This window comes from Brucella sp. IR073 (assembly GCF_049065735.1).
Taxonomy (GTDB): Bacteria; Pseudomonadota; Alphaproteobacteria; order Rhizobiales; family Rhizobiaceae; genus Paramesorhizobium.
Genome location: NZ_JBAKHD010000010.1, coordinates 1 through 12,172, shown reverse-complemented (window position 1 = coordinate 12,172; position 12,172 = coordinate 1). Strand labels below are relative to the sequence as shown.

Here is a 12,172-nt window from a genome sequence, read left to right as displayed (position 1 = left end):
CAGCCCTCTCAGATTCGCTCGACCGCCATCGCGGTCGCCTCACCGCCGCCGAGGCAGACGGCGGCCATCCCGCGCTTGAGATCGTAGCGTTCCAGCGCCGCCAGCAGCGTAACGACGATCCGCGCTCCGGACGCGCCGATGGGATGACCCAGCGCACAGGCACCGCCATGAATGTTCATCTTGTCATGGGGGATATCCAGATCACGCATGACCGCCATCGGGACCACGGCGAAGGCTTCGTTGACTTCGAACAGATCCACATCCGCAAGCCGCCAGCCGGCTCGCTCCGATAGCTTTCGTAGAGCGCCGATGGGCGCGGTGGCAAAGAGGTTGGGCGACTGGGAATGCGTGGCATGCGCGACAAGGACGGCGAGCGGCGTAAGGCCCCGTCGCTCCGCCGCCGAGCGCCGCATGAGGACGAGCGCCGCCGCGCCATCCGAAATAGACGCGGAACTTGCGGCGGTAACGGTTCCATTCTCCCGAAAGGCGGGACGAAGGGACGGAATCCGCTCCGGGCTCGCCTTTTCCGGCTGCTCGTCGCGGTTAACCTCTGCCCTGCCCTTGGCCGCGGATACCGCCACTATTTCCGTATCGAACGTGCCGCCATCGACCGCCTTTCGGGCGCGATTGAGCGACGTGACCGCATAGGAATCCTGGGCCTCGCGGGTGAACTGGTAAGCCTCCGCGCATTCCTCGGCGAAACTTCCCATCAATCGTCCGGTGTCATAGGCGTCCTCGAGCCCATCGAGGAACATGTGGTCGATGAGCGCCCCATGGCCCATCCGGTAGCCGGACCGCGCGCGTTTGAGAAGGTATGGCGCATTGCTCATGCTTTCCATGCCGCCCGCGACGACAACGTCTATCGTCCCGGCGGCAATCTCATCATGGCCCAGCATCAGGGCTTTCATGCCGGAGCCGCAGACCTTGTTCACCGTCACCGCGCCACAGGAATGGGGGATACCCGCCCCAAGAGCGGCCTGCCGCGCCGGTGCCTGTCCCAGCCCCGCGGGCAGCACACAGCCCATGACCGTTTCATCGATGTCTTCGGAAGGAACAGCGGCACGCTCGATGGCCGCCCGGATGGCCACGGATCCGAGCTCCGGTGCGGTGACGTCCCTGAGGCTGCCCTGAAACGCGCCCATCGGCGTGCGTGCCATGCCGACAATAACGACCGGGTCCGCGGCTTCACCCATCGCAAGCTCCTCCTCCTGCCGATAAGCGCCATTACTCTAGCAAAGTTCGGGCCTGCCACACCGTTTGTTTGCACTAACAAAGCAGTCAAAATATAATCTGTTTGCACCAAAATGGAGGTTCAAATTACTCCAATGTCGCACGCCTCAGATCTCGATAAATTCGACCAGAGAATCCTAAGCGAGCTCGCCTCCGACGGCCGCATGAGCTGGCGTGATCTGGCCGCGAAAATCGGGCTGTCGCTGTCCCCGACGATCCGGCGCGTACGCCGGCTGGAGGCGATGGGCATCATCAAGGGATATTTCGCCGCCGTCGATCAGGCGCGGCTCAACGGCGCGATCGGCGTTTTCATAACTGTCACGCTCGAGCGACAAGTCCGCAACATGCTTGCGGATTTCGAGGCGAGCATATGCTTGATGCCGGAAGTGGTGGGAGCCTATCAGATCAGCGGAAGCTCGGATTATCTCATCCATGCCATGGTGGAGGATCTGCCTCACTACCAGACGCTGTTGGACAGTATTACCGCCGTGGAAGGCGTGGCGAAAATCCAGTCCAACTTTGTCGTGAAGGCGTTCGTGCAACGCAAAAGGCTGGCGGAAGGAGGAGAAATCCTGCAGTGAGCGAAGGAGGCTTCGCTCAAAACAATCGCAGATCAAGCGAAAATGCCTGCTGGCTGACAATCCGGATATCGGCGGCGGCCGGATGCGTGTGATTTATCAGGACGTTCAAATCCGGCGAATTGGCGACGGGCACGATTGCAGAAGGGACGCGCAGCAATAGAGTTGAACGCCCTCGTGCCATGTATCGCCCCGTTTCTGGCTCCACGTCTCATATCGACGCCAGTCGGGCGGGAGGTCGGCGAGCCCGATATCCTCGACCGGTACTGAATCGGGCAGCTCATATGTGACTTGCCGTCTGGCAACCATATGGTGCGCTTATTGCTTGTTGCTCATCCGTTTCAGCGATACGCTATGTGTCCAACAAAGCCCCGATCTTCCCGCGCGGCACCGCTCCTTCGCCACGTTGTCAGCTCCCCTTCCATGCGGCGTGACTTGGCGCCCTCGCCGCTGTTCAGACCTCAGCCTGCAGGAAACGCTCCGCGAGCCGTGCCCACATCGCTGCCCCGACTGTCAGACTGCCATCGGCGAAATCATATTTCGGGCTGTGCAGGATTGCTGAATTCATGCCATTGCCGAGGCGCAGGAAACTGCCCGGCTTATGTTCCAGGAAATAGGCGAAGTCCTCGCTGCCGGGGATCAAATGACAGGTCGATACCTTGTCGGCGCCGACCAGTTCTTCGGCGACCATGCGGGCAAAGGCCGTCTCGGCTTCTGAGTTCACCACGACCGGATAACCGCGTTCATAGGCGATCTCGATGGTGGCATCGTGGCCTTCGGCAATGGAGCGGGCGAGCTTGGTGATACGCGCCTCGAGCAGGTCGCGGATTTTGGGCTCGAAACAGCGTACGCTAAGCGCCAGCTTCGCATATTCGGGAATAACATTGACCGCTTCACCCGCCTGGATCGTGCCGACCGTAACGACGGCGGTCTGAGTAGGGTCGACATTGCGCGACACGATCGTCTGCAGCGAGACGACGAGATTGCAAGCGACCACGACCGGGTCGATGGTCAAATGCGGGCGCGAGGCGTGACCTCCCCTCCCCTTGATGGTGATATTGACCGTATCGGACGAGGCCATCATCGGCCCGGAACGCGTGAGGATCGTGCCTTCCGGAGCGCCCGGATGGTTATGCAGGCCGAAGATAGCGTCGATGGGGAAGCGTTCGAACAGGCCGTCCGCGATCATATTTTGCGCGCCACTTGGGTGGCCGTTTTCTTCCGCCGGCTGGAAGATCAGCGTCACGGTGCCGTCGAAGCGCCGCGTTCTGGCTAGATATTCCGCAGCGCCCAGCAACACGGTCGTATGGCCGTCATGACCGCAGGCATGCATTTTTCCGGACACCGTGCTGGCATAGGGAAGCCCGGTTTCCTCCATGATCGGAAGAGCGTCCATGTCGGCGCGGATACCGATGCTCTTCCTGCCCGTGCCGTTCGTCAGCCGAGCGACCACGCCATGACCGCCGACATTGCGCGTTACCTCATAGCCCCAGCCTTCCAGTTTCTCCGCGACGAAGCGGGCCGTTTCCGCCTCTTCCAGCGAAAGTTCAGGATGCGCATGTAGATATTGGCGCGTCGCTCTCAGTTCCGCCTCCATCGGCTCGAAATCCGAAACGCGGGCGTATTGATTGTCGTTGAGCATGAAATCCATCCGGAAATTACAGAAAGCGGGATAGGAAGGCTTGCGTGCGCGGATGCCGCGGGTTGCCGATTACATCTTCCGGCTTGCCCATCTCCACAATATGGCCGCCATCCATGAAGACTACCCGGTCGGCAGCTTCGCGCGCAAAGCCGATCTCGTGGGTGACGACGATCATCGTCAGTCCTTGGGCAGCAAGGTCGCGCATGGTGGACAGCACTTCGCCGACGAGTTCAGGGTCGAGCGCCGACGTCGGCTCGTCGAATAGCATCAGCTTGGGCTTGATCGCCAGGGCCCGGGCGATGGCAACGCGCTGCTGCTGGCCTCCTGAGAGCTGGCGCGGATAGCTTTCGGCCTTTTCGGCAAGCCCCACCTTTTCCAAGAGCCGTATGGCATTTTCAATGGCATCCTTGCGGCTTTCGCCATGAACGCCGACGGGCGCCTCGATGATATTCTGCAGCACCGTCATGTGCGGATAGAGGTTGAACTGCTGGAACACCATGCCGATCTTGCGGCGCTGGCGCGCAATGCCGTTGGAGGAAAGCTTCACCAGCCGGTTGTTGCGCAGCTTATAGCCAATCTGCTCGCCATCCACCTCTATATAGCCTTTCTGGATGGCTTCGAGGTGATTGATACAGCGCAGGAAAGTAGACTTGCCCGAACCGGAAGGCCCGAGAATGACCACGACCTCTCCTGGCCGCACGTCGAGATCTATACCCTTCAGCACCTCGAGTTGCTCGAAGGACTTATGGACATTGCGGGCCTGAACCAAAGGCCTGACATTATCGATGGGGGTCAATGGCTTGCCTCCTCGGTTGCCGTCGGCTTGGCGACCGCGCCGTTGCGGCGGTCACTGCGACCGTAATAGGCCTCGATATAGCTCTGGCCGATATTGAGGACCGACGTGATGAGCAAATACCAGAGCACCGCGACCAGAAGCATCGGTATGATCTCGAAGGTCCGGTTATAGATCGACTGCACCGAGTAAAGCAGGTCCGCCATGGCGATGACGCTGACGAGCGACGTCGCCTTGATCATGCTGATCAGTTGGTTGCCGGTAGGCGGCACGATGGAGCGCATGGCCTGCGGAATGATGATCCGCCAGAGCGCGCGGGCTCGGGTCATGCCGAACGCTTCCGCTGTCTCGGCCTGGCCGCGATCGACGGAGAGGAGGCCGCCGCGGATGATTTCCGCCATATAGGCAGCTTCGTTGAGCGCGAGGCCGACAATGGCCGCCGTCATCGGCGTGATCACGGCATTCGTATCCCAACTGGTAAGTGTCGGGCCGAATGGAATGGAGATCGACAGCTGCGGAAATAGCGTCGACATATTGTACCAGAAGATCAGCTGCACGAGCAGCGGCGTTCCGCGGAAGAACCAAATGAACAGCGAGGCGAAGGCGCTTGCCAGCCGGTCGCTCGACATCCGAGCGATGGCGATGACGAGGCCGATCGCGATGCCGAGGAGCATGCCCACCACCGTCAGGCCCAGACTGACATAGAGGCCTTTGATGACAGTGGGATCGAAGAAATATTTGATAACGATCGGCCAGCCGAAATTCGGGTTGTTGGCGACGATCCAGGCAAAATTGGCAACGACAAGCGCTACGACGATCCAAAGAACGAGCCGGCCGGTCCGAAATGGGGTGTGGGCGGTGGCGACGTCCCGGAAATCAGCGCCGCCCGGCGGCGGCGCTTGTCTGAGGGCGGATTCGTTCATTTCGGCAACTGGCCTCCCAGATTGATGCCGGGCTGCTTCAGCATGTTGTTCTCAAGACCCCACTTCTTCATGATCGCCGCATAGGTGCCGTTGTCCATCAGCACTTTGATCGCGTCACGCAGCAGCGGGCCCAATTCCGAGCCTTTGGGCACAACCGCGCCCTGGTAGAGATCATCGAAGCCGTTCTTCTCGCCGACGCCGGTCAGTTCAAGCTGGCCGCCTGCCTGGGAAACGAAGTAAGTGAGCGGCGCCTGCGATGAGAAGAAGGCATCCGCGCGCTTCGAGCGCACCGCCAGGATCGAGCTCGGCTGGTCCGTATAGGACTGCACCTCGACCGGCTGCTTGCCGTCGGCCTTGCACTTTTCCGACTGGGCCTGGATGACGCGCTCCGCCGAACCACCGGCCATGACGGCAATGCGGTTGCCGCAGGCAGTGTCGAGCGAGACGATGCCCTTCGGATTGCCCTTCTGGACGGCGAAAACGACAAATTCCTGTACCCAATCGACGAAATCATTTGCCTCCTCGCGGCTCTTGAAGTCGCCGACCGGTCCGAATGCGAATTGGTATCGACCGGAGTTAACGCCGGCCAGCAGCGCAGGAAGGCCGCCAACGGTCGCATGTTCGATCTTGATGCCGAGAAGCTGGCCCAGCGCCTCCGTGAGGTCCTCGCTCGCGCCATCCATCTCGGTCCCGGTCACGATCTCATAGGGAGGAAAGGAACCGTTGTTGACCGAGATCATCTTACCCTCGGCGCGCACCTTTTCCGGCAGGCGCGCACGAAGCGCCTCGTTGACTGTCTGCTTCGGGATTGCGGCATCCTGGGCAAGCGTGGGGCTTGTCAGCATGAAACCGGCGAGAACGGCTGAAGCGATCAATTTCGAATGCATGGTATTCCCCTTTTTGTCTGTTTCGGTCGGTCGCGGTTAGTCGGATTTGTCGAAGAGGTCAGCTGGTCCCTTTTGCGTGCGCGGGAAAAAGCTCGACGGGAGTGAGTACGCGGGGAAGAATTCCCTGCTCGTGGAGTTCGGTCGCGAAATCGGCGATCATCTTTTCGTTTTCCTCAAGCCCGCTGATATTCCAGTTTGGCGGCAAATCGGAGGCGCAGCGGCGCAGCTCATCGATCATCCAGGGGGTCGTGTCGGCATATTTCTCGCGCTTTTCGAGCCAAATGCGCTGCGATTCATCGATCAGCGCGCTGAGTTCGTCCAGGACCCAGGGATGGTCCCGGACAATTTCGGCCTTAAAGCCGATCAGATGCATGCCGGGCACGTAGCCGACCGCGTTGAAGTAATCGACTTCCGACGCGCGATAATCATCGAGAACCGGACGGAAGGGCGAGTCCTTGTCGAAGAAGCCCTTCGGCATGAACGGCGTGAAGATGGCGTCGAGACCGCCTTCCTTCAGCAGATCGACCATTGGCCGCTCGCCCGGCGCGGCTTCGATCCGGCCCGTCCGGCCGAACCCGTCCAACCGATCGGTGATGGGATGCGCCTCGGTGAGACGCCCGGCATACCACATGGCATCCTCGACACCGACGCCCTCCCGCCGGCAAGCCGCGCGGGTCCAGGTATTGCCGGAATCGCGCCATCCCGTGACACCGATCTTCTTGCCGGCGAGGTCCGAAAGCTGGCGGATCGGGCTTTCCTTTGAGGTGATAATGCAGCGATGACGGAAGCCGCGCATGATGAAATTCGGCATGCCGACCACGCTGTGATCCCCATCATGACGAAGCTGCGCGTAGCGGCTGAAGGACATCTCAGCCGCGTCATGGGCCTCATCCTTGGCGATATTGGGAACAAGCGTGCCGACGCGGTCCACCTCTATACCGAGACGTGGGGAAGAGACATCCCCCAGGACCAGCGGGGTCATGTAGTCCCAATCACGAAGAGCAAGGCGAAGTTTCAGGGGCATTTCGAGGCTCACAATTTTGTCGATACCTCGAAATTAAATGTCCACATTCTAGATCACAAATGTTATTATGTTATTGAACATTTAAAGGCGAAACAAAATGCACGAGAGCATCGCGGCCACGTGGCTCGCGGAAAAAATCAGCGACCGGACGATGCGTGGAATTGCGTTAGAAACCAGTGCTCTGGTGCGAGCGGGGCTTCTTCCTGTCGGCACGCGCCTGCCGGCCATTCGCGACATCGCCTATGAACTCGGCGTCAGCCCCGCAACGGTTTCCGAGGCATGGAGCGAGCTGCGCCGACAGAAGATCATTGCCGGACGCGGCCGAAACGGCACATGGGTCTGCGGGGAGCGCTTTATTGCCAAGCCGGAACGGCTTGCCAGCGCGGGCAATTACGCAGCGGGCGTGCTGGATCTCTCAATGGCGGTGCCAGACACGGCTTTGCTGCCGCCGCTGGCGGAAGCCATGGCATACGGCACCTCGATCGCTGGGCTGAACAGTTATGAGAGAAGCCGCATCGTTCCGGAACTTCGGGACGTCGTGTCGGCGCATTGGCCCTATGCGCCGGAAGCCTTCCTCGTTACCAATGGCGGCTATAATGCCGTCTATACGACAGTGCATGCCCTGGTGCGGCCCGGTTCGGTCGTCGCGGTCGAACACCCGACCGCAATGCGACTCCTCGATATCCTCGAGGATCTGGGCGTCAAAATCGTTCCCGTGCTGTGTGATGCGCAAGGGCCGCTGCCGGATTCGCTCCGCCTGGCGATGAAGGAGCGTCCCGCCGCCTTCCTTTTCCAGCCCCGGCTTCACTCCGTTACGGGCCAGACTGTCAGCCGCGAGCGCATCGACCAACTCGGCGACGTCCTTGCAGAAAGCGATACGCTGATTATCGAAGATGACGGTATCGGTGATATTTCCGGGGCCTCGCTCGTATCGCTAGGGTCGCGTTTTCCCCACCGCACGATCCGCATCCTCTCCTATTCGAAGACCCTCGGACCGGATCTTCGTCTCGCCGTCCTGTCGAGTTCGCTCTCCATCGTCGAGCAGATCCAGTCCTATCGCGCGTTCAGCGCCGGTTGGACCAGCAGGATCCTGCAGGGCGCGGTGGCTTGGCTTCTGCGCGATGCCACGACACGTGAGATAATAGCGAAGGCCCGGATTGCCTATCAGGAGAGGCGGGATCGCCTTGCCACGGCACTCAGCACGCGAGGAGTCGAAACCCTGCCGGGCAGCGGGCTCTGCCTGTGGGTTCCGGTCGCTTCGGAGCCCTTCGCCATGGTCACGCTCGCCGCCAGAAACATCGCCGTGGTGCCGGGCAGCAAATTTTCCATCTTGCCAAGCAACCATATCCGCGTCGCCACAAGTACCCTCACCGACCGCACCGACGAAGTCGCCGATGCCATCGCATTGGCCCATAGACTATAGGCGGAAAGACGGCTTGAAATGATCCGGTTATACTTTAGCAGCCGAACGAGTCAGGCGATCGATGGAGAACGCATCAATGGCGGTGCATGATGTTCCATAAATTGCCAGTTCGGCCAGCACAGCCCCGACAGCTGGTCCGAGCTGGAATCCGTGGGCACAAAACCCGAAGGCGTGATAGGCATTGGGTGACGACAGGCTCGGTCCGATGACCGGCAGACCATCCGGCATGAAACCTTCGATTCCAGACCAAAAGCGCACGATCTTTGCCTTTGCCATGAATGGGAAAAGCTCGATGGCAATCCTGGCGGCCTTGGCCAAACCCGGAAGGCTCACCTTGGTCTCGTTATGATCGATATCCACCGGCGCGCGGTGGCCTCCACCGATCAAGACCGTGCCGTTGGCAAATTGCTTGAACGACAGGGAGCGTCTCACAGCTCCGACAACAGGGGCGACCATTTTAGGCAGGCGCGCGGTCACCATGAGCATAGATCCGTTGGGCGCCAGGGGGACTTTGTCGCCAAGCTGTTCTGCGATGCGCGCACCCCAGGCGCCCGCGCAATTGAGCAGAACCAGTGCCCGGAACCGGCTTCGGTTCCCGGTTGTGACGGTCCAGCCGCCATCTTTGCGCGTTATTGCGACCGCGGCCATCTTTTCGTGGAAAGTGGCACCGGCCCGCACGGCTGCTAGTTTGAAGGCCACTGTGGTTCGGTAGGGATTGGCGTAGCCGTCATTGGCGACAAGCGCCGCGCCAACGCAGCCGGATACCAGAGCAGGCAATCGCTCATATAGCTCGTGACGGTCGATGATCTCTTCAGCATAGGGCAAGCCGAGCTGCGACACTGCTTGGGCGCGGGTTCGCAAGTGCTCCAGATCCTGTTCGGTTTCGGCGACACGGATCTGGCCGACTGGCAGGAATCCGCAATCCTCACCAAGCAGCTCCTCGATGTTGAGCCATATCGCCTTGGCCGCTACCGATAAAGGCAATTCCGCGAAATGGCGGTTAAGAGTGCGCACGCCTCCTGCATTCACGCCAGAGGCGTGGCGACCCACATAATCCTTTTCCAGCACATGGACCGAAACGCCTTCGCGAGCGAGATAAAAGGCTGCCGCCGCTCCTTGTATGCCGCCACCGATAATGAGCACGTCGCTTCCGATTTCCATTCAGGCGCTTCCCGGCCTCTCTGCGAGTGATGCAAGTTCGGTAAGCAGAACAGGATAGACCGGAGGGCGCGCTCGCAGCGGCGCGACAGTATCTCTGTCCCTTCCATGACCAACGATTGCGCCAAGCGTCGGGGCACACATGCGGCCTTGGCAGGGTCCCATGCCGCAACGCTGCTCGCTCTTGAATTGGTTGATATCGAAGCCGCCTTCGCGGGCGAACATCTGGGCTTCGCCAGCCTTCACACTCTCGCAACGGCAAATCACCGTTTGGGGGTCTGACGGGATTCGCGCCGCATCGGATGGCCGGTAGAGAGTATCGATGACAAGCCGTGCGGCGGCTTTTTGCTTCAACTGTGTTTTTAGGGCTGCGGCTTGCCGTCGATAAGTTTCATCATCAATCCGGTCGATATCATGGGCCGCAGCGAGGGCGGCAAGCCGCCCACTCAGCGGCGCGCATTCCGCGCCGCGAATTCTTGCCGCATCTCCGGCGAGCAAAATGGTCCGTTCGGATGTCCGCCCCTCATCATCGGTCTCGATTCGCCAGCAGCATTGATCATCATCCCAGACCCGGCGGCATCCGGCTGCCGCGGCAAGCGGCGCATTGGGTATAACGCCTTGATGTAAAAAGAGGTTTTGCGTGGCTAAATGCCGCCGCCGTCCGGCATGCCGGAACGCTATCGCCTCTAGGCAATCTCCTCCCAACGCGCGGATATCGCTGGCTCCGAAGTAAATCGGCACGCCGGCACGGCGAATGCGCCAAAGCATCTTGAGGCCGGTCGCGAGGAGGCGATGGCCGGATACGAGACTCTTGGGGCGGGCCAAAGCGTCCAAATAGTGCGCCAGTGGGGTCGTGTCGATCACGGCCCTGACCGATACGCCCAGGTCGACATATTGGGCCGCCACCAGCAGTAGCAACGGACCGCTACCGGCGAACACCGCGCCGGGTGCGGCGGATTAACGAAGCCGGCGACCATTTGCAGCGTCGTTGTCTTCCCGCAACCGGACGGCCCGAGAAGGGACAGAAACTCACCGCGCGCGACATCGAATGTCACGGCGTTGACCGCGGCGAAACCGCCGTAGTTTTTACTCAGTCCGTCGAGTTGCAGAAAAGTCATCGTAATTTACCGGAACATTGGATGGGGCACCAGCCTTCAACGCTCGACTTCGCGGGTCCAGCGCTTCGTCCATTCCGCACGCATGGAGTTGACCCATTTCCAATCGACCGGGATGAGTTTCGAAATCGCCTCTTGGCCGTACGCGACGGTTTTGGCGACGTCCGGCTCCAGCGTGACCGTGCTGTTCGTCGGGCCCACCCGGCATCCCTGGCCAGCATCGCCTGTGCCTGCGGTGTAAAGAACTCCTGAAGCAGCTGCTGTGCAAGTTCGGGAACATCGATGCCGGCGACGGGGCAAATAGCGGTCTGAAGCGCAACGGCTCCTTCCTTGGGAGTAACGAAGGCCACGGGAAAACCTGTCTTGGCGAGCGCCTGTGCGCGACCGCTGCCCCAAACACCAAGTAACACTTCGCCGGTCTGGAAAAGTTCGGAAATTTTTCCCGAGGAGGTCTCGAAGCTGAAAACGTTCGGAGCCACCTTGTCGGTCATATAGCTAAATGGCGGGTCGATATCGCCCGCCGGGGCATTCAGCACTTTTGACAGCGCCAACAGCGCATGAAGGCCGTAACTGTTGGTGATCGACGGGATGAGCACCTTGCCTTGAAAGGCGGGATTGGCCAAGTCTGTCCAGGAGGTCGGCGCCGGCCAGCCCTTGCGCTCGAATTCCTCGCGATTATAGGCAAGGCCGGTCGCGACGATACCGATACCCAGCGATTTTCCTTTGCCATTGGCCTTGGCGATGGGATAAAGCTTGTCCAGCGCTGGAAATGGCTCGATGGGACGGCACAAGCCGAGCGATACGGCCTGCTGCATAGGTTCGTCATCGAGGATCGCCAGATCAATCTCCGGATTTCCCTGTTGCGCCTGGAGTCGCGCCAGATTGCTGGCGGATGTGCCCGCCACATACTCAATTTTCACATTATGCTTTTCGGCAAACGGGGCGAGGATCTGTTGCTTGATCACAGCCTCACTCGATCCGCCGTAACCCGCGACATAGAGCACCTTCTGCGCCCATGTCGGTGTGACGGTCGTACCGGCCATGACAACGGAGAGCAGGAGCGGCTTCCAGCATGAGAAAATGTTGCCGCACTGAAGGATAGAGTTGGATTTCATCAAAGTGTTCCCGTCTTTTTCTTTTCTTATTTTTGAAGACTTGTCGCAGCCAGACATGAATGTCAAAGTCGAATTATGACCGAGTCTATTCCTTCAGCGCATGGTTTTGCGCTTGGCTCCATGAATATTCGGCAGCTAGGGCGTAGTGACAATTTAATGATTTTACGATTCCCAAGGAATGGCAAATCAGATTCAACACTGGCTTTTGGAGGCTGGTGTGGAAGGCGAGATACTTCGGGATGATCAGTGGGAGCGGCTACGGGACTTTGTACCGGGCGGGCGTA

The 12,172-nt window shown here is 60.0% G+C and carries 11 protein-coding genes and 1 pseudogene; 2 read left to right on the top strand and 10 right to left on the bottom strand.

Going from position 1 to position 12,172, the window contains the following annotated elements:
- Positions 1-8 precede the first annotated feature (8 nt).
- Positions 9-1,193 (bottom strand): acetyl-CoA C-acyltransferase, encoded by a 1,185-nt coding sequence (locus tag ACOWVG_RS17355; RefSeq protein WP_420963590.1) that lies wholly within the window; start codon positions 1,191-1,193, stop codon positions 9-11.
- 132 nt (positions 1,194-1,325) lie between these two features.
- Here ACOWVG_RS17355 and ACOWVG_RS17350 point away from each other — a divergent pair, with 132 nt between their 5' ends.
- Complete coding sequence (locus ACOWVG_RS17350) at positions 1,326-1,811, top strand: Lrp/AsnC family transcriptional regulator (RefSeq protein WP_420963589.1); 486 nt, start codon at positions 1,326-1,328, stop codon at positions 1,809-1,811.
- A gap of 451 nt (positions 1,812-2,262) precedes the next feature.
- Here the strand turns inward: ACOWVG_RS17350 and ACOWVG_RS17345 are convergent, their stop codons facing one another.
- The 5 genes from ACOWVG_RS17345 to ACOWVG_RS17325 are packed head-to-tail and all read right to left on the bottom strand — an operon-like array spanning position 2,263 to position 7,077.
- Entirely contained in the window at positions 2,263-3,450 is a 1,188-nt protein-coding gene (locus ACOWVG_RS17345) for a M20 aminoacylase family protein (RefSeq protein WP_420963588.1), read from the bottom strand.
- Positions 3,451-3,466: 16 nt separating this feature from the next.
- Entirely contained in the window at positions 3,467-4,246 is a 780-nt protein-coding gene (locus tag ACOWVG_RS17340; protein ID WP_420963587.1) for an amino acid ABC transporter ATP-binding protein, read from the bottom strand.
- A complete protein-coding gene (locus ACOWVG_RS17335; RefSeq protein WP_420963586.1) occupies positions 4,243-5,166 on the bottom strand; it encodes an amino acid ABC transporter permease in 924 nt (307 codons plus the stop codon). The genes ACOWVG_RS17340 and ACOWVG_RS17335 overlap by 4 nt, the downstream gene beginning before the upstream one ends.
- Entirely contained in the window at positions 5,163-6,053 is an 891-nt protein-coding gene (locus ACOWVG_RS17330) for an ABC transporter substrate-binding protein (RefSeq protein WP_420963585.1), read from the bottom strand. The genes ACOWVG_RS17335 and ACOWVG_RS17330 overlap by 4 nt, the downstream gene beginning before the upstream one ends.
- A 58-nt stretch (positions 6,054-6,111) precedes the next feature.
- Positions 6,112-7,077: a nitrate ABC transporter substrate-binding protein gene (locus ACOWVG_RS17325; protein ID WP_420963584.1), complete on the bottom strand. Its 966-nt coding sequence runs from the start codon at positions 7,075-7,077 to the stop codon at positions 6,112-6,114.
- 97 nt (positions 7,078-7,174) lie between these two features.
- On the opposite strand from ACOWVG_RS17325, the gene ACOWVG_RS17320 reads away from it, so the two are divergent.
- The gene (locus ACOWVG_RS17320; protein ID WP_420963583.1) at positions 7,175-8,500 is read left to right on the top strand and encodes a PLP-dependent aminotransferase family protein; all 1,326 of its coding nucleotides are present in this window, start codon (positions 7,175-7,177) and stop codon (positions 8,498-8,500) included.
- A 27-nt stretch (positions 8,501-8,527) separates the two neighbouring features.
- On the opposite strand, the gene ACOWVG_RS17315 is transcribed toward ACOWVG_RS17320, so the two are convergent.
- From ACOWVG_RS17315 to ACOWVG_RS17300, 4 genes and pseudogenes are all read right to left on the bottom strand, one after another.
- On the bottom strand, positions 8,528-9,661 hold the full coding sequence (locus ACOWVG_RS17315) for an NAD(P)/FAD-dependent oxidoreductase (protein ID WP_420963582.1): 1,134 nt from the start codon (positions 9,659-9,661) through the stop codon (positions 8,528-8,530).
- The gene (locus ACOWVG_RS17310; protein WP_420963662.1) at positions 9,662-10,576 is read right to left on the bottom strand and encodes a hypothetical protein; all 915 of its coding nucleotides are present in this window, start codon (positions 10,574-10,576) and stop codon (positions 9,662-9,664) included.
- A gap of 35 nt (positions 10,577-10,611) precedes the next feature.
- Positions 10,612-10,776: pseudogene (locus tag ACOWVG_RS17305) on the bottom strand (ATP-binding cassette domain-containing protein); the annotation flags it as partial.
- Positions 10,773-11,888, bottom strand: coding sequence for an ABC transporter substrate-binding protein (locus ACOWVG_RS17300; protein WP_420963581.1), 1,116 nt, complete (start codon positions 11,886-11,888; stop codon positions 10,773-10,775). The pseudogene ACOWVG_RS17305 and the gene ACOWVG_RS17300, both read right to left, overlap by 4 nt.
- Between the last annotated feature and the right edge of the window lie 284 nt (positions 11,889-12,172).